General features: G+C 59.1%; 16 protein-coding genes. 14 read left to right on the top strand and 2 right to left on the bottom strand.

What is annotated here, in order from left to right; genetic code table 11:
* Positions 1-3: 3 nt before the first annotated feature.
* Entirely contained in the window at positions 4-1,188 is a 1,185-nt protein-coding gene (locus tag PHS32_RS06205) for an MFS transporter (RefSeq protein WP_301078034.1), read from the top strand.
* On the opposite strand, the gene PHS32_RS06210 is transcribed toward PHS32_RS06205, so the two are convergent.
* Positions 1,176-1,958: an NAD-dependent deacylase gene (locus tag PHS32_RS06210; RefSeq protein ID WP_301078035.1), complete on the bottom strand. Its 783-nt coding sequence runs from the start codon at positions 1,956-1,958 to the stop codon at positions 1,176-1,178. The genes PHS32_RS06205 and PHS32_RS06210 overlap by 13 nt on opposite strands.
* A gap of 338 nt (positions 1,959-2,296) precedes the next feature.
* Between PHS32_RS06210 and PHS32_RS06215 the strand changes: the two genes are divergently transcribed.
* The 9 genes from PHS32_RS06215 (at position 2,297) to PHS32_RS06255 (ending at position 11,267) form a co-directional block, all read left to right on the top strand.
* On the top strand, positions 2,297-3,052 hold the full coding sequence (locus PHS32_RS06215) for a hypothetical protein (protein ID WP_301078036.1): 756 nt from the start codon (positions 2,297-2,299) through the stop codon (positions 3,050-3,052).
* A 1-nt stretch (position 3,053) separates the two neighbouring features.
* Positions 3,054-4,097, top strand: a complete 1,044-nt coding sequence (locus tag PHS32_RS06220; RefSeq protein ID WP_301078037.1) for a hypothetical protein — start codon at positions 3,054-3,056, stop codon at positions 4,095-4,097.
* A gap of 116 nt (positions 4,098-4,213) precedes the next feature.
* Positions 4,214-6,475 (top strand): ATP-binding protein, encoded by a 2,262-nt coding sequence (locus tag PHS32_RS06225; protein ID WP_301078038.1) that lies wholly within the window; start codon positions 4,214-4,216, stop codon positions 6,473-6,475.
* Positions 6,476-6,502: 27 nt separating this feature from the next.
* Entirely contained in the window at positions 6,503-6,922 is a 420-nt protein-coding gene (locus tag PHS32_RS06230) for a hypothetical protein (RefSeq protein WP_301078039.1), read from the top strand.
* Entirely contained in the window at positions 6,919-7,314 is a 396-nt protein-coding gene (locus tag PHS32_RS06235) for a hypothetical protein (RefSeq protein ID WP_301078040.1), read from the top strand. Before PHS32_RS06230 ends, PHS32_RS06235 begins: the two co-directional genes overlap by 4 nt.
* A 31-nt stretch (positions 7,315-7,345) precedes the next feature.
* A complete protein-coding gene (locus tag PHS32_RS06240; protein WP_301078041.1) occupies positions 7,346-8,848 on the top strand; it encodes a DUF2779 domain-containing protein in 1,503 nt (500 codons plus the stop codon).
* Positions 8,849-8,872: 24 nt separating this feature from the next.
* Complete coding sequence (locus PHS32_RS06245) at positions 8,873-9,838, top strand: WYL domain-containing protein (protein ID WP_301078042.1); 966 nt, start codon at positions 8,873-8,875, stop codon at positions 9,836-9,838.
* Positions 9,839-9,847: 9 nt separating this feature from the next.
* Complete coding sequence (locus tag PHS32_RS06250) at positions 9,848-10,546, top strand: hypothetical protein (protein ID WP_301078043.1); 699 nt, start codon at positions 9,848-9,850, stop codon at positions 10,544-10,546.
* Positions 10,547-10,565: 19 nt separating this feature from the next.
* The gene (locus PHS32_RS06255) at positions 10,566-11,267 is read left to right on the top strand and encodes a hypothetical protein (RefSeq protein WP_301078044.1); all 702 of its coding nucleotides are present in this window, start codon (positions 10,566-10,568) and stop codon (positions 11,265-11,267) included.
* A 478-nt stretch (positions 11,268-11,745) separates the two neighbouring features.
* On the opposite strand, the gene PHS32_RS06260 is transcribed toward PHS32_RS06255, so the two are convergent.
* Positions 11,746-12,561, bottom strand: coding sequence for a crotonase/enoyl-CoA hydratase family protein (locus tag PHS32_RS06260; RefSeq protein WP_301078045.1), 816 nt, complete (start codon positions 12,559-12,561; stop codon positions 11,746-11,748).
* A gap of 132 nt (positions 12,562-12,693) precedes the next feature.
* Between PHS32_RS06260 and PHS32_RS06265 the strand changes: the two genes are divergently transcribed.
* The 4 genes from PHS32_RS06265 (at position 12,694) to PHS32_RS06280 (ending at position 16,414) form a co-directional block, all read left to right on the top strand.
* Positions 12,694-13,569, top strand: a complete 876-nt coding sequence (locus PHS32_RS06265; protein ID WP_301078046.1) for a branched-chain amino acid ABC transporter permease — start codon at positions 12,694-12,696, stop codon at positions 13,567-13,569.
* Between the two features lie 61 nt (positions 13,570-13,630).
* Positions 13,631-14,707, top strand: coding sequence for a branched-chain amino acid ABC transporter permease (locus PHS32_RS06270; protein WP_301078047.1), 1,077 nt, complete (start codon positions 13,631-13,633; stop codon positions 14,705-14,707).
* Positions 14,704-15,534: an ABC transporter ATP-binding protein gene (locus tag PHS32_RS06275; protein ID WP_301078048.1), complete on the top strand. Its 831-nt coding sequence runs from the start codon at positions 14,704-14,706 to the stop codon at positions 15,532-15,534. Before PHS32_RS06270 ends, PHS32_RS06275 begins: the two co-directional genes overlap by 4 nt.
* An 82-nt stretch (positions 15,535-15,616) precedes the next feature.
* On the top strand, positions 15,617-16,414 hold the full coding sequence (locus tag PHS32_RS06280; RefSeq protein ID WP_301078049.1) for an ABC transporter ATP-binding protein: 798 nt from the start codon (positions 15,617-15,619) through the stop codon (positions 16,412-16,414).
* The last annotated feature ends 162 nt before the right edge of the window (positions 16,415-16,576 follow it).

Below are 16,576 nucleotides of genomic sequence, written 5' to 3' on the forward strand. Positions count from 1 at the left end.
GGCGTGCCCAAGCACTTCCCGCCTCTTCTCCTACCCTTGATTCTGGTTACCCTGACGGGCCACATGGCCTTGTCGGGGGGGCGCCTTTCGGGTTCCCTGTATGCCCTGAGCGTCGGCTCACCCGAGCTGGTGGTGGGTATTTTCATGGCCATGTTTTCGGTCTTGCCGGCTCTGGCGGCGATGTCGATCGGCCGCTGGGTCGACCGCATGGGCGCGCTGCCGGTGATACGGCTGGGCGTGCTGGCGGTGCTGATCGGCGCCTTGGTGCCGGTGCTGTGGCTCAGCGTGCCCTCGCTGTTTGTGATGGCGGTGCTGATCGGCTTCGGCTTCAACGCCATGTCGGTGGCCAGCCAGCATACGGTGGGCGCCATGGCGCAGGGCAAAACGGCGGAGCAGCGTCTGCGCAACTTCGGCTGGTACGCCTTGGGGCATTCGGCCTCCAGCGCGCTGGGGCCTTTCATCTCGGGCCTGTTGATCGACCATATCGGTTTTCGCACCGCTTTTGCCACCATGGCCGGGTTTACCTGCGTCGCCTGCTGGCTGGTGTTCAAGAGACTGCGCAAGCTGCCGGCGGCAGCCAAATCGGAAGCGGCCGGCGACGACCAACCCAAGCCGCAGGCCTGGCATGACCTGCTGGCGGCGCCCGAGCTGCGGCGCATCTATTACGTCAGCATGGCGCTGGCCTGCACCTGGGACTTGTTCATCGTGATGCTGCCGGTGCTGGGCACGCGGCTGGGTTTTTCGGCCTCCGTCATCGGCACCGTGTTCTCGCTGTTTGCCGTCGGCACCTTTGTCAGCCGGGCCCTGATGCCCTGGCTCTCGACCCGTTTTCGCGAATGGCAAATCATGCGCGCCGCGATGGTCATCATCGCCCTGGTGTTTATTCTGCTGCCGTGGGCCAGTGCCGCCGCTGCCTTCATGCTGCTGGGCTTTTTGTTCGGCACCTCGGTCGGCTTCAGCCAACCCAATATGCTCTCCTTGCTGCATGCGGCGGCACCCGGTGGACGCGGCGGCGAGGCGCTGGGTCTGCGCTCCCTGATCGGCAACAGTTCATCGGTGATGGTGCCCATCGCCTTCGGCCTGGCCGTCGGGCCGCTGGGCGTGGCGCCGCTGCTGTGGGCCGGCGCCACGCTGATCAGCAGCGCCCTGCCGGCCGCGCACCGCGGCGTGCGGCATCATTTGGGTTGACATAAACCGCTCAGCAGGCTGGGCATAACCGCCCCGGCAGCACTACGCAGGGTCCAGGTGCATTCGTCGTCCAACGCCGTCGCCGTCGGGTTGACCTGCACCACCTTGGCACCGGCTTGTTTTGCAAGCCAGGGAATGCGTGCCGCCGGGTGCACCAGGCCCGAGGTGCCAATGGCCAACAGCAGGTCGCAGGCTTCGGCGGCGGCAAATGCAGCATCCAGTACCTCCTCGGGCAGAGCTTCACCAAACCAGACGACGCCGGGGCGGACCGGGCCACCGCAATGCTGGCAACTTGGGGGACTGAGTCGGCGCCCTCCTTCGGGTTCCTCAGGGATGCCAGGCGGAAGCAGATGTGCCCGGCCGCAGGCAAAGCAGCGCGGAGCGTGCAGGCTGCCGTGCAAGTGCAGCACCTCGGTACTGCCAGCGCGCTCGTGCAGGTCGTCCACGTTCTGCGTCACCACGGTGAGCCTGGGAACAAGCTGCGCCAACCCGGCAATGGCAACATGCGCCGGGTTGGGCTGCGCGCGCAACACCTGCATGCGGCGCCACTCGTACCAGCCCCAGACCAGTTCCTTGTCCCGGCGAAAAGCGTCGGGTGTGGCCAGGTCCTCGGCATCGAAGCGCTGCCACAAACCCGTCAGTGCTTCACGAAAAGTCGGAATGCCGCTCTCGGCGGAAACGCCGGCGCCGGTGAAGACCACGACATGATCTGCCTGTTGCAGGGCAGCGATCAATTCGGGCGGGATGGCGGTGCTGGCGTCTGGGTTCATGATGATTTTCGAAGGCTGGTGAAGCCCTCAGTTTCGCCGCCAGGGCGACGACCTGTGTCGTCCGGCAATACCGGCAGGAACGACCTTCCGGATGCGTCACATTTCGCCGCAGGGCTCAACAAAATGGAGTCTCCTCATCCATCATTGCGACAAGAAGCCAGGCTGTAATGCAACCGAACTCCTTGCGGCGCGCCAGCATCCGCTCTGCGACACATCTCATCGCATCATTGATTAATAGTCTCCCAGTTACGAGATTGAAGGGAAAGCCCCAGCAAATGCAAACCAAGCGGGCAACACCGTCGCTGAGACGCTTTTCCACATTACAAAGGAATTCTGAAATGAACAGACCAATCGAGCCACCTTCAACCCAGGAATCACCAGATCCGACATTTGTCCGGGACATTCTGCGCAACCGAATGGCAACCGATGATCTTCTTGAAAGATTGAGGAAAGCGTCGAACGAACTGGCGGCCGGATTGGACATTCCGTTTCCGGGTTTGCTACCGGCGTGTTCTTCCGCTCGCAATCGGGCAAAGCGGATTGATCGGTTACTCTGGGCTGTGCGGCAGAAGGCAGCAAGTCTGCGCGAACAACAAATGTCGGAGCTACCCGAACTCACCCAAGTGCGGACCGATATATTGGCGCACTTGGATAGACAGATGCTTTTGCTGGGCCCTGCTCTTGGAGATTGGTTTGAGGGTCAGGTTCCGCATCGTGGCGCTATTGGTAAATCACGTGGCGACTGGATTGAGATTGACAACTCGGTCTGGATCAAATTTCAATTTCGGCACGATCTTGATTCCGAACTTTCGCAATCCTGGCCGCTTGAACTTGGATGGCAGTTTGGACGCGTTCTATGCCGATGGCGGTGTACCCCCAGCGATGACCACCCACATTTTGAATTTCAATCGTTTGCTGATGAGCTGAAAACAGTTGATCGCCGGGAACGTTCAGATGTGAAAAGCGAGCTCTTGCTTGCGGTTTTGCCTCGCATTCCAGAGTTGGCCTTTGCCGCGAAGTTTGTAGAGCGCCTTTCTCTTCAAGTTGGCAATAGCCGGTTTACCGCAGGCATTGCCATGTCGCCCGGACTTTGACATGGATCGCCGCCAATTTCTGCAGAGCTTGAACGCCAGCGGCATGGGTGCCATCCTCCCCGCATCGGCTATGCCGCCAATAGTCGCACAAACGGCTATCGTTGAGGAGGCCGGTACGGCATGGGATATCCCAAAAATTGGCATCGTGTCTGTCGGCGGAATCGGCGGAAGCTGCATTCCCAAGGCAGGTGATCGCGCCCGGAGCCTGCCATATCTCAGCCGAACTGTTGCAGTCGATACCTACGGCGTCGATTTGCACGGCATGAACGCTGATCGCAAGGTGCTGGTGGGCGACAGCAAGACCCGGCTCAACCCCCTTACCGCAAGGCTCCTGGCTCAATCCGCTAGCAATGAAATTGCAGAGGCAGTTGCCGACCTGGACATGGTCTTGCTGGTTGCCGGGATGGGTGGCGCCACCGGCACTGGGGTTGCTCCCATCGTCGCGCAAGTTTTACGCGAGCAAGGCATCTTGATCCTGGCTTTTGCGGTCATGCCTTTCCACTGTGAGGGGCCGTTGCGCCAGCAAACCGCGCAAGTTGGTGTTCGCAATCTTCGGCACCATGTCGACACGTTGATTCCGTTCGTCACCAACGACTTTAACCCAGATGCCAAAAACGTCAGATGGCTATCTGCCGCGACCCAATTGGCCCCGCTGGCCTTCATCGAGGTATGTCGAAACATCATGAACCCGGTTTGCCGGCCAGGCTGGGTCAATATTGACTTTGAAGATCTGCGACACATCATCTTGAGCCAGGAAGGAGAATGCGCGTTGGGATTCGGATCTGCCAAAGACGCGCTCGGCGCTGCGACCGCGGCGATTGACCACCCCTTGCTCGGTCGAGGCCGATTGCAGCGGGCGTCGGCGTCTCTGGTTGCCATCGCAGCCCCACAGCAATTGCTCAAGCTACAAGACTCAAAGACCGTTCTGAACAGCGTCAGAAAGCAGATGTCCAGAGACGCATACGTGTTCTACGCCTCGACCTACGACGACAATCTCGATAACGAAATTGGGGTGTCGATCATCGCCAACGGCATCCGGGGGTGATCTCTGCAGTGACATCGCCAGAGGTGCGACGGTATGCGACGTACAACACAAATTTTGTGCGTCACAAAATGACTCAGCGACGTGGATACTTGCCTTTCAACCAAAAGGGAAAAGCCATGTCAGCACGCACAAATCTGCCCTCGTTAGCCTACACACAACGTCTTGCGCCACGCGGAGACGATGCCAGCACCTGCTCTGGTGATGACGCATTGTTGCCATTGATTCAACGCTGGGTGCTGGCCTTGATGGTGCAGTACAAGAAAGTCTTTGAGTTGCCGGAAGATTCAGTCTTGCGAAAACTGCTCAAGGTTGGCAGTCCGGAATACTGGCATAACCATGAAGACGACCCGATCACATATGAAGACGATCAGGAACCCGGCGCGAAGGCCGACCAGCGCCGCAAACAGCGCTGGACTGCCGAACTGCTGGCGGCAGCCAAAGTGAATGCCGCAGCCATAGAGCCTGACTTTTCTCATCCAGTTTTTGCCAACGTACGGGCACTGGGCGAGCTTCTGGGCCTGAACGATACCGACATGGTGGTCCTTTGCTTCTTGGTCTTGTTGCAGGGGGATGAACGATTTAAGGAAAGCGTCGCCAGCATGCGTTTAAAGCTGAGCAACGAGAGCGAATGTGTTGCCATGTTTGCCAGTGCCACGGGAGGCAACACCGTCGATCTACAGCGCGTACTGCGCCGCGACAGCCCATTGCGCAGCATGGGTTTGCTCAAGCTTGGCAAAGAGGCGCGCGACATGGAAGACTTTCTGGAGCTTCCACGGGGTCTTGCCACGCTCATGATGGACCCGCACGAATCAACTTTGCCACTGGTGCGGCATTTCTTCACACCGCGCAGCCCGAGCACGCTGGACCTCTGCCACTTCCCGCACCTGGCCGATGAAGCTGCCATCATTGCCGGCATCTTGCGCGAGGCGATGCGCCAGGGCATTGCGGGTACCAACATCCTGCTCTACGGCCCGCCCGGCGTGGGCAAGACCGAGCTGGCTTCGGTGGTGGCGCAGACTCTGCAAGCCGAGCTTTATGAGGTGGGCTACGCCGACGATGAAGGTGCCCCGATTCGCGGCGTCGAGCGATTGCAGGCCTTCAACCTGTGCCAACGCCTGCTGAGCCGACGCAACAATGCACTGGTGTTGTTCGACGAGGTGGAGGACATGCTGGAACGCGGTGAAGTACCCGGCAAAGCATGGGTCAACCGCGCCCTTGAAGAAAACCCGGTGCCAGCGATCTGGATCACCAACCACGCCAACGCGCTGGAGCCGGCCTACCGTCGGCGCTTTGACTACTCTGTGCAGCTCAGCACGCCGCCGCGCGCCGTGCGCCTGCAAATTGCCAGCCACCACCTGCTGGGCATTGCCAGCGTCGATGCAGCGAATTCCGACGCCGCAGCACAAAGCGCGGACCACACCTGGCTGCACGACTTGGCCGAGAGCCCGAGTCTGACCCCATCGCAAATGGAACGCGCGGCCAAAGTGGCCCGCCTAGTCGAGGCTCAATCTCTGATGCAGGGTGACACGGCTCCGGCAAAGCAGCGAGTGCTACAGGTGCTGGAGCGCTCGGCGAAGCTGCTGGGTCAGCCCAAACTGCGCCCCGGTCGCCCCATGGCCACCGCTTACGACCTGGCCTATCTGAACACCGATGCGCCGGTTGCCGCTCTGGTCGAATCGCTGCGCCATGCGCCCGGTGGTTCGTTCTGCTTCTATGGCCCACCCGGTGCCGGCAAGACGGCGCTGGCTCGCTATATCGCCCAGGCGCTGGAACTGCCCGTGGTGCTACGCCGTGCGTCTGACCTGCTGGACATGTATGTGGGTGGCACTGAGCAAAAAATCGCCGAGATGTTTGACACCGCCCGTACTGAGCCTTGCGTGCTGATTCTGGATGAGGCCGACTCCTTTCTGCAATCACGCGCTGAAGCCAAGCACTCCTGGGAAATCACCCAGGTCAATGAACTGCTGACGCAAATGGAAGAGTTTGAGGGCTTGTTCATCTGCACCACCAACCTGCTGGAAAAGCTGGACCCGGCCAGTCTGCGCCGCTTTGACTGGAAGGTGGCGTTCAGCGCCATGACGGCTTCGCAACGCTGGGCCTTCTTTTTGCAGGAATTCCACCTACTGGGCGGCAACATGGAGACGGCAGCGCCACTACAGTCCTATGTGCGCCAGCAGTTGGGCGGGCTCACGCCGGGAGACTTTGCGCCCGTCACACGGCAGTTTCGGCTGTTGCGGCGCACGCCATCGGCGCAGGAACTGCTGGAGCGCTTGCGTGGCGAACTGGCAGTCAAGAACGGCGCTCACGCGAATTCGCCCGTGTACCTCAGCGCCTATGGCAACGGCGCCGGAATCAAAAACATCCCCGTCGCCGCTTGAACCCCGACCAACCATCAGGAAAACACCATGGAACCCAAACACAAGAAAGACGCAGCCTTCAGCCATTTGCTGAGCAATATGCTTGACGGTTCTGCTCACGCACTTGAGCTTGCACAAGAGTTGACCAACGACCGCGATGAACACTTGCGGGCATTGCAACGCCAGTTTGCCACCGCGCCAGTCATGGGCTTTCGTCCCGGTCAGATCATCCAGTGGAAGCCGGGCATGAAAAACAGACTGATCCCGGTCTATGGCGAACCGGCGATTGTGATGGAGGTGCTCAACCCGCCGGTTTTTGACTCCAACAAAGAGTTGGATGGCACCAGCCTGTATCGGGAGCCGTTGAACCTGGTGCTGGGCATTCAGGATGTCGATGGTGATTTCTTGACGTTTCACTACGACGCTCGCCGTTTTGAGGTGACGGCAGACCTGGGAGAAGCCAAATGAGCACACCCCGCAAACTGGACCCGGCCCTGCAATCCATGCTGCACGGCTTGGCAAGCACGGAGCAGCCGGACGTGGATGTACGCCGTGAAGCACGTGAGCAAAAGATAGAAGCCCTGCGCGACGGCTATCGCCGCATCCATGGCACCGACCCCTGTAGGTTTCGGCCAGGCGACTTGGTACGCTGGCAACCGGGCCTGAAATACGTCAAGTGGCCGCAGTACGGTGAGACTGCCGTCGTGGTGGAATGCCTTGACCCGCCGGTCATGGACGACGTGTCCAGTAGCTTCACACCGTATTTTCGAGCGCCACAGACCCTGGTGCTGGGCTTGCAGCACGACAATGGCTTTCATTGCTGGCACTTCGATGGTCGGCGCTTTGAGCTGGTTCCGTAGACGTTGACAATAGAACAAGGGGGAAATCACCGTGCGCACCTTTTCAAAATCCAAGCTGCTCGCCCTGCGCCAGTGCCCCAAACGCTTGTGGCTGGAAGTGCATCGCCCTGATTTGCGCGAAGACTCCGCCGCCACTCAGGCGAGCTTTCAGGTGGGTTTTCAGGTTGGCGACATTGCTCAGCGCCTCTATGACCCTGAGGGTCTTGGGGCGCTGATCGACGTAGCGGCTGACGGCTTTGACGCCGCCTTCAAACGCAGCGCAGAACTGCTCAGCTCCACCCGGCAACCCATCTTTGAAGCCGGGTTCTCCGCTGGCGGGGCCATGGCCTTCGCCGACGTCATGTTGCCGGTACAAGAAAATGGCAGCACGCTCTGGCGCATGGTTGAAGTCAAGTCCGCCACCAGCGTCAAGGACTACCACCGTGATGATCTGGCAGTGCAAGCCTTTGTTGCCCAGAACGCCGGCGTACCGCTACAGTCCATTGCCTTGGCGCACATTGACAGTTCATGGACTTATCCGGGGGATGAGGATTACAGCGGACTACTGAAGGAAAATGACCTCACGGCAGAAGCCTTCTCACGCGGCGAAGAAGTGAGAGCCTGGATTGCCCAGGCGCAAAGCATTGACGCCATGCCAGCCGAGCCCGTCATGGAAACCGGTGCGCATTGCGACACACCCTATTCGTGCGGTTTTTATGACTATTGCAGCCGCGATGAGCCGAAAGCCGAATTCCCCATCTACTGGCTACCTCGCTTCGGTACCGCCAAAGTACGAGAGCTTGCCGAACTGGGCGTCAACGACCTCAGCGCCGTTGCAGACGACCTGCTCAACGCCAAGCAACAGCGGGTGAAAGCCCACACCCTTGCCGGCACCGTGTTCTTCGATACCGAGGGCGCCGCTGCCGACTTGGCAGTTCACAGCCTGCCCGCCTACTTTCTGGACTTCGAAACCATCCAGTTTGCCGTGCCCATCTGGAAGGGGACGCGCCCTTATCAGCAGAACACATTCCAGTTCAGCCTGCATACCCTGTCCGCATCAGGTCAGCTTGATCACACGGAATTTCTTGATATTTCCGGCAATGACCCAGCCGAACCCTTTATTAATGCGCTGATAGCCGCCTGCGGCGTTGAAGGGCCGGTGTATGTGTACAACGCCGGGTTTGAAATGGCGCGCATAAACGAGCTGGCCATCCGGTACCCGCAGTTCAGCGAAGCCCTGCTGGCCATCAATGCCCGGGTGGTCGATCTGTTGCCCATTGCGCGTGAACGCTACTACCACCCCAGCCAGCAAGGCAGTTGGAGTATCAAGAAGGTGCTGCCCGCTGTCGTGCCAGAACTCCGCTACGACGCGCTCGATGGCGTGCAGGATGGCGGCATGGCGATGGACGCTTTTCTGGAGGCCATTCACCCGGACACCAGCGTCGAGCGCAAAGCACAGATCGAACAGCAACTGCTGGCCTACTGCAAGCTCGATACGTACGCCATGGTGCGCCTGTGGCAAGTGTTTGCCGGGCGCACCGACTTGAGCCTCTAATCAACGCATCAACCAAGTATCACCATGCCCAAACGCCCTGATCCCCTGGATACGCTGCAACTGTCTATCGAGCTGCTGCACCGCATACCCAGGCGCCGTTCCATCAGCACAACAGAACTACACCAGCAGTTGAAGAATGCCGGCTTTGAGCGCCAGCCACGCACCATCCAGCGCATGTTGGAAACGCTGTCAGAGGTCTTCAACATCGAGCGTGACGACAGCGCCAAACCCTACCGCTACTGCTGGAAGGAAAACGCCAAGGGTATTTCTCTTGGCGCCCTGAGCGCACAAGAGTCCTTGCTGCTCACGCTGGCCGAGCAACAGCTCAGCAGCCTGCTGCCGGTCAAGCTCATGAAATCAATGCAAGGCTTCTTCGCCCAGGCACGCGGCCAGTTGAACGAGAAAGGCGCGACCCTGCGCGAACGCCAATGGCTGGACAAAGTGCGCGTGGTCAGCACCAGCCAGCCGCTACTGCCACCCAAAGTTGACCCCGGCGCGTTTGAGCAGGTCAGCAATGCGCTCTACGCCAACCAGTGGCTGGACGTGGACTACAAGAACGCCGCTGGCAAAAGAGCGACTTCCAGAGTCATGCCCCTGGGTCTGGCACAACAAGGACCGCGCATGTACCTGGTTTGCCGGTTTGAAGGCTATGAAAACGAACGCTGCCTCGCGCTGCACCGCATCATCTCGGCCCAGGCATCGACGCTGACCTTTGAGCGCCCCAAGGAATTCAACCTGAAGAAGTTCGATGAAGACGGACGCTTTGGCTATGGCGACGGCAACAAAATCCGCTTGAGTTTCAGGATAGAGAAAGGGGCCGGACTGCACGTCGTGGAGTGCCCGCTGTCTGCGGATCAGAAGGTGGTGGAACTGGATGGCACCTACGAGATTTCGGCAACGGTGGTGGACTCGGATATGCTGGACTGGTGGCTGCGGGGGTTTGGGGATGCGACGTGGGGTGTCAAAAGAGAAGCTGTAAAGAAACTTTGAAAGGGAAAAATGATTGATCAAAAAAAGACGAAAGTCTGCGCCTATGTCATGACTGTGGATTCGGGATTCGCACCGAATCCGTTTCATGGTGTTTGTACTCTTGCGGTTTGCACACCAAATCATATGCGTGCAAACCTCGGCATTGATGACTGGATCGTTGGAATTGCGGGACAAGGCCTCCGTTCAAGGCTAGGAAAGTCTGATCAATGGAAAATAATTTATGCCATGAAGATCGGTGATAGACAGGATCTTGATAGCTATTACAACCATCCTGCGTATCTAGCAAAAATTCCAAAGCTAATTGGCTCAAGAATCGAGATGTGCGGGGATAACTTCTACAGACGTACGCCCGAGGGAATTAAGCACACTCGACAGACCAATAATCATGAGGGAGACTTTGAAAAACAAGACACCAATGGTGATCGGGTTTTTATCGGAACAGAGTTTTACTACTTCGGATCGCTGGCCATAGAACTTCCGCAGAACGAGTCATGGAGTAAGTTAATAGTCCAAAAATTTCAAAACTGCGCGGTTGGCCTTAGATATCTGCTTGGCGGATCTAGTCGCGAGCGGTGGGGAGAAGATGAATTTGAAAAATTTCGAGACTTTCTTAAACAGCGGCAACTAAACTGGATTCCGAACCCCAAGGATTTCCCCCCTATGGAGAACCCGAAAAACCAAAATACTTGTCACTCCAAGTGTGCGTGATCAACATAGGATTGAGGCAATGAAAATCCTCTTTTTGCGCGTTGGGATTGATCGCGGTTGCGGTGGCACTTTGTCTCCGCGATTCCAAAATGGAGCATTTGAGTACGTACCAATACCCGAGTCTTCAGAGTTGTCTGTGGGGCGCGGCGTAACGTACCCCGAACTGCCCGCCCGGCATGGCGGCACGTTGGATAAGTACTCGGGCTCCACTAGCTACACACACTACGACCCCGAGTTTGAAACATTCACCTATGGTGAGCCCAGCGAGCCAAAGCGCTCGCAGTTACTTCGACTTACGGCGGGCGACAGACTTGTTTTCTACTCAGGTTTTCAGGGGCCGGATATCGCAAAAGGTACTTGCTTTGTCATTGGCTATTTGACGGTTCGCGCGGTTCATCGCGCCCCCATGAATGAACCTTGGCCACCACCTTCGCTCGCCCATCTTCATCGGAACGCTCATTTCCGTCGTAAAAACCCAGAAGCCACTCTCGTCGTCGTTGAGGGTGAGCCATCAAGCTCTCGGCTGTTTACGAATGCACTACAACTTTCCGATGACCATCAACGGGTTTTAGCCGGTGTCGAGAGCGTTGTTGGCTTCGGTGGATCTGTCATGCGAGCTGTTGGCCGCTGGGTTCCAGAAAGTCATAACAACAAAGCGCTCGAGTGGCTTCGGAAGGATGATTTCCAGGCAAGTGAAGCGTTAATCTCGAATCAACATTAAGGATATTTCAAATGGGAACTAAATGTAAGTTTTGCGGCTCATCAAGTTTTGGAACTACATCCAATTCTGGTCACCCAGATGGATGTCACGAACATACAGGCGTAGATTCCAAACATTGCGTATTCTGCAACTCAACCAGTTACGGAACCACGTCAAACTCGGGTCATCCAGATGGATGCCACAAACATGGAAGTGATGGACAGCATTGCATCTATTGTGGATCTACAAGCACCGGTACAACATCCAATGTCGGTCATCCAAATAAGTGCCACGAAAGTTAGCCAAGCGGTATGAACACATCGACTGCGTAGAAGTCCGCGCATGTGGATTTCCTATAGCTCCTTCAGCCAATGCGGCAAAGCCCACAACGAAGATGCAGTGCTGCTCGCCGGCCGCGTGCATCAAGGCAGAGTACGTGAACATGGTGAGGTCGATACGACCCCTGGCCTGACCCCAGCCAATGGCACTTGGTTCAGACCTAAAACTTCCCGTGCCTGCCACCGCCCGCGGCAAAGCGCAGCGCCCCTTGCAGACCTTCTTCAATGCACTGCTTGCCGCGCTGCCACTCCTGGTGCAGGGCTTGCGGCAGCGGCAGGTCCCACTGGGCGTAGGCGCTCAGGCGGTCGGCGCGCATGGTTTTTTGCGGAAAGTCGGCCAGTTGCTGCGCCAATGCCAGCGCAGCCTCCAGCGCCTGGCCGGTGGGCACGACGCGGTTGCACAAACCCATTTGCAACGCCTCGGCTGCTTCCACCTTGCGCCCGGTCAGGATCAAGTCCATGGCGTGACCCATGCCAATCAGGCGCGGCAGACGCACCGTGCCGCCATCGATCAGCGGCACGCCAAAGCGACGGCAGAAGACGCCGAAGTAGGCGTCCTGTTCCATCACCCGCATATCGCACCACAGCGCCAGTTCCATGCCGCCGGCCACCGCCGCACCACTGACCGCCGCAATCACCGGCTTCGACAACAGCAAGCGCGACGGCCCCATGGGACCCAGCGGACCGGGCGGCACACAGTCTTGCGGTGAAAACTCAAGCCCCAGCAGCGGCCCCGCCTGATCGGTCTGGGCCTGTTGCGCCAGACGCGCGCCTGCCTGCAAATCCCAGCCGGCGCAAAAGTGGCCATGGGCGCCATGAAACACCGCGACCCGCGCATGGTCATCGGCATCGAAGGCCAGAAAGGCGGCATGCAGCGCATGCGCGGTGGCGGCATCGACGGCATTGCGCACATCGGGCCGACTCAAAGTCACCACGCTGATAGCGCCATGTTGGCGAACTTCAACAGAGTTGTTCATGACCCATATCATGACGCGTTTTTGCGCTTGTCCGGGTTCACTTGTCACCCGCCTGACACACGTCGGTAAAAACCCTGTCAGCCCGAAGCGGGATTGCAGCTATAACCGTTGCACCATGCAACAGGAGAGCAAGTGCAGTTTTTACAACTGGTGATCAGCGGCATCGCGCAAGGGTGCATTTACGGCCTGATTGCGCTGGGCTTTGTGCTCATTTACAAAGCCACCGAGACCGTCAGCTTTGCGCAGGGCGAGCTGATGATGCTGGGCGCCTTCGGTGGCCTGGCGGCCATGACCATGCTGGGCTTTCCGTACTGGCTGTCGGTGATCAGCACCATCGCCGGCATGGCGCTGTTCGGCGTGCTGCTGGAGCGCCTGGTGATCCGTCCTATCCTGGGGCAACCGGCGTTTTCGGTCGTCATGCTGACCATCGGCATCGGCTACGTGATACGCGGTCTGATCACCATGATTCCCAATATCGGGACCGAGACGCACACCCTGCCGGTGCCTTACAAAGACCAGGTCTGGAATGTGGCCGGACTGGTGCTCAACGTCGAGCAGATGGTGGTGATTGCCGCCACTGCCGTGCTGTGCCTTCTGCTGTACCTGCTGTTTCGCTACAGCAAGCTGGGCATTGCGATGCAGGCGGCATCGCAAAACCAGTTGGCCGCCTACTACATGGGTATCCCGGTGAAAAAGCTCAACGGCATCGCCTGGGGACTGGCCGCGGCGGTGGCGGCGATTGCCGGTCTGTTGCTGGCGCCTATTACTTTTGTGCACGCCAACATGGGTTTTATCGGCCTTAAAGCCTTTCCAGCGGCCGTGGTCGGTGGCTTCAGCAGCTTGCCCGGCGCCATCGTCGGCGGCCTGCTGATAGGCATTGTGGAATCGCTGTCGGGGTTTTATCTGCCGGATGGTTTCAAGGACACCGCCGCTTACATCGTGGTGCTCATCATGCTGGTCATCAAGCCCACCGGCTTGTTCGGTGAGAAGCTCAGGAAAAAAGTCTAATAACCTTGCGGGACAGACCAAGAATGGCGCAGCCATTTTGCTCTGTCCTCAACTGATCAAGATGCGATTCATTTTTAAAACCGACTATGGGCAGGACATCAATCTTGCCAAGCATGGCGGGCACATCTTCTGGTACAGCGCACTGATGCTGGTTCTGATCGCTGCACCCTGGCTGGTGGCCGAGTACTGGCTGGCACAACTGACTTTTGTGCTGATCTATGCCATCGCCGGCTTGGGGCTGATGCTGCTGGCCGGCTTTACCGGCCTGTTCTCGCTGGGGCATGCGGCCTTTCTGGGCGTAGGCGCCTACAGCCAGGCGGTGTTGACCAATGCCGGCCTGCCGTTCCCTCTAGCCTTGGCTTGCGCGGCCGGCCTGTCGGCCGCGGTGGGTGTCGTGGTGGGCTTGCCGGCGCTGCGGGTCAAAGGCATTTACCTGGGCATGGCGACCCTGTCTTTCGGTTTCATCGTGGAGGAAGTGCTGGCGCGCTGGGAGTCCGTGACCGGCGGCAACGCCGGCATCCACATCAAAAACCCCGCCATTTTGAACTGGACGCTGAACTCCGGCGAAGAGTTTTATTTTCTTTGTCTGCTGATCACCGTGCTGGCCACGCTGGGCATTCTGAACCTGCTGCGCGCCCCCACCGGCCGCGCTTTTGTCGCCATTCGGGACTCGGAGATTTCAGCCCAGAGCATGGGCATTCACCTGGCGCGCTACAAGACGCTGTCGTTTGCCTTGTCAGCGGCGCTGGCCGGCGTCGCCGGCGCCCTGTACGCGCACAAGTTGCAGTTCATTTCACCCGACCAGTTCAACATTCTGCAATCGATAGACCTGCTGCTGATGATCGTGATTGGCGGTGTCGGCTCGGTCCATGGGGCCTTTCTGGGGGCCATCTTCCTGATCACCATGCCGCAAGTGATCGCCATGATCAAGGACTATTTGCCACCCACCATCGGCCAGGCGCCCGGCCTGCAAGGCCTGGTCTATGGCGTGGTGCTGGTGGCCTTTGTGCTGTTCGAGCCGCAGGGCTTGTATGGCCGCTGGCTGAAAATCCGCACCTACATGCAGATGTTCCCGTTCTACCGCAAAGGTATGTTCAAACGGCAGAAATCGTTCCAGAAATCGGACAGGCTGAAATGACCAATCAGGTACTTCTCTCGGCCAAAGAACTGGGCGTGCGCTTTGGTGGCGTGCTGGCGGTCAACCGGGTCAGCTTCGATGTCAAACAAGGCGAGGTGTTCACCCTGATAGGCCCCAACGGCGCCGGCAAGACGACGGTCTTCAATCTGATCAGCCGCATCTACAACCCGACCAGCGGCACCATCGATTACCTGGGGCCGCAAGGCATGCTGTGCCTGACCGAACAGCCGCCGCAAAACGTGGCGGCGCTGGGTATTGCCCGCACTTTTCAGAACATCGAACTGTTCGAGCACGCCACCGTGCTGCACAACCTGTTGATCGGCCGCCACACGCAGCGCAAGACCGGACTCTGGCAAGACCTGTTCTTCACCGGGACGGCGCGCGCGGCCGAACTGCATGCGCGCGAAAAGGCCGAGGAAGTGATCGAGTTTCTCGATCTGCAACATCATCGCGACGCCATGGTGGCCGGCCTGCCCTATGGCGTGCGCAAGGTGGTCGAGATGGCGCGGGCCTTGTGCACGGAGCCGAAACTGCTGTTGCTCGATGAGCCTTCCTCGGGCCTGAATGTGGAGGAAACCGAAGACATGGCGTTCTGGATTGCCGACATCAAGAACGACCTGGGCATCACGGTGCTGATGGTGGAACACGACATGACACTGGTCTCCAAGGTCTCGGACCGGGTACTGGCCATGAACCAGGGCGAAGTGCTGGCGATGGGCACGCCGCGCGAGGTGCAAAACAACCCCGCGGTGATCGAGGCCTATCTGGGCTCGGTCGACGACGTCACTTCCCTGCGCCGGCAAACCACCCCGGAGGCGGCAGCATGAGCGCCGCGCCGGGCCGCCCCAAGCAAGCTCGCGCCCCCTCGGGGGGCAGCGCAGTACGCGCAGCGACAAGCGTGGGGGCATCATGAACCTGAATCAGCCCCCGGTCAGCGATCAGCCGGTGCTCAAGCTGCTCAACGTCGAGAGCGCCTACGGCCCGATCAAGGCGATACGCGGCGTCAGCCTGCAGGTGCGGCGCGGCGAGATTGCGACCGTGCTGGGCTCCAACGGCGCCGGCAAGACCACCATCCTGAAAACCATCTCCGGCATCATCGATCCGCGCAAGGGCTCGATCGAGTTCAAGGGCAGCGACATCACGGCGCAAGACCCGGCCTTCATCGTGCAGCAGGGCTTGAGCCATGTGCCCGAGGGGCGCGAGGTGTTCCCGCTGCTGAGCGTGCGCGACAACCTGCTGATGGGCGCCTACACGCGCAAGGACCGCGACGGCGTCGCCAGGGACATCGAAGCGGTGTATGCCTACTTTCCGATCCTGCGCGAACGCAGCGCGCAGGACGCCGGCCTGCTGTCGGGCGGGCAGCAGCAAATGCTGGCGATCTCGCGCGCCCTGATGGCCGACCCGGTGCTGATGCTGCTGGACGAACCCAGCCTGGGAATTTCGCCCAAGCTGACCAAGGAAATCTTCGAGATCGTGGTGCGCATCAACCGCGACCGCGGCACCACCATTTTGCTGGTGGAGCAAAACGCCAACATGGCGCTCAACGCTTCCGATTACGGCTACGTACTGGAGAACGGCCGCATCGTGATGGAAGACAGCTGCGCCCGCCTGCGCGAAAAAGACGACATCAAGGAGTTCTACCTGGGGCTCAAGGAAGACGGCGTGCGCGGCGAGCGGCGCTGGAAAAAGAAAAAAACCTGGAGATAGCAATTGACACCGTCATCCCAGACCCACTGCTTGTTGTCCCGGCTTACTGTTGTCATCCCGGACCCTCTGCTTGTCAACCCGGCGTTACTGCTTGTCATCCCGGACTCGATCCGGGATCCATGGATTGCGGGTCAGGCCCGCAATGACAGGAAGCAGGTGCGC

This window comes from Rhodoferax sp., assembly GCF_028714215.1.
Classification (GTDB): Bacteria; Pseudomonadota; Gammaproteobacteria; order Burkholderiales; family Burkholderiaceae_C; genus Rhodoferax.

What these genes read in the sequence shown, in the direction of transcription:
- PHS32_RS06210 (WP_301078035.1), bottom strand. Translation starts at nt 1,958, where the DNA reads ATGAACCCAGACGCCAGCACCGCCATCCCGCCCGAATTGATCGCTGCC.
- PHS32_RS06215 (WP_301078036.1), top strand. Translation starts at nt 2,297, where the DNA reads ATGAACAGACCAATCGAGCCACCTTCAACCCAGGAATCACCAGATCCG.
- PHS32_RS06220 (WP_301078037.1), top strand. Translation starts at nt 3,054, where the DNA reads ATGGATCGCCGCCAATTTCTGCAGAGCTTGAACGCCAGCGGCATGGGT.
- PHS32_RS06225 (WP_301078038.1), top strand. Translation starts at nt 4,214, where the DNA reads ATGTCAGCACGCACAAATCTGCCCTCGTTAGCCTACACACAACGTCTT.
- PHS32_RS06230 (WP_301078039.1), top strand. Translation starts at nt 6,503, where the DNA reads ATGGAACCCAAACACAAGAAAGACGCAGCCTTCAGCCATTTGCTGAGC.
- PHS32_RS06235 (WP_301078040.1), top strand. Translation starts at nt 6,919, where the DNA reads ATGAGCACACCCCGCAAACTGGACCCGGCCCTGCAATCCATGCTGCAC.
- PHS32_RS06245 (WP_301078042.1), top strand. Translation starts at nt 8,873, where the DNA reads ATGCCCAAACGCCCTGATCCCCTGGATACGCTGCAACTGTCTATCGAG.
- PHS32_RS06250 (WP_301078043.1), top strand. Translation starts at nt 9,848, where the DNA reads ATGATTGATCAAAAAAAGACGAAAGTCTGCGCCTATGTCATGACTGTG.
- PHS32_RS06255 (WP_301078044.1), top strand. Translation starts at nt 10,566, where the DNA reads ATGAAAATCCTCTTTTTGCGCGTTGGGATTGATCGCGGTTGCGGTGGC.
- PHS32_RS06260 (WP_301078045.1), bottom strand. Translation starts at nt 12,561, where the DNA reads ATGAACAACTCTGTTGAAGTTCGCCAACATGGCGCTATCAGCGTGGTG.
- PHS32_RS06270 (WP_301078047.1), top strand. Translation starts at nt 13,631, where the DNA reads ATGCGATTCATTTTTAAAACCGACTATGGGCAGGACATCAATCTTGCC.
- PHS32_RS06275 (WP_301078048.1), top strand. Translation starts at nt 14,704, where the DNA reads ATGACCAATCAGGTACTTCTCTCGGCCAAAGAACTGGGCGTGCGCTTT.
- PHS32_RS06280 (WP_301078049.1), top strand. Translation starts at nt 15,617, where the DNA reads ATGAACCTGAATCAGCCCCCGGTCAGCGATCAGCCGGTGCTCAAGCTG.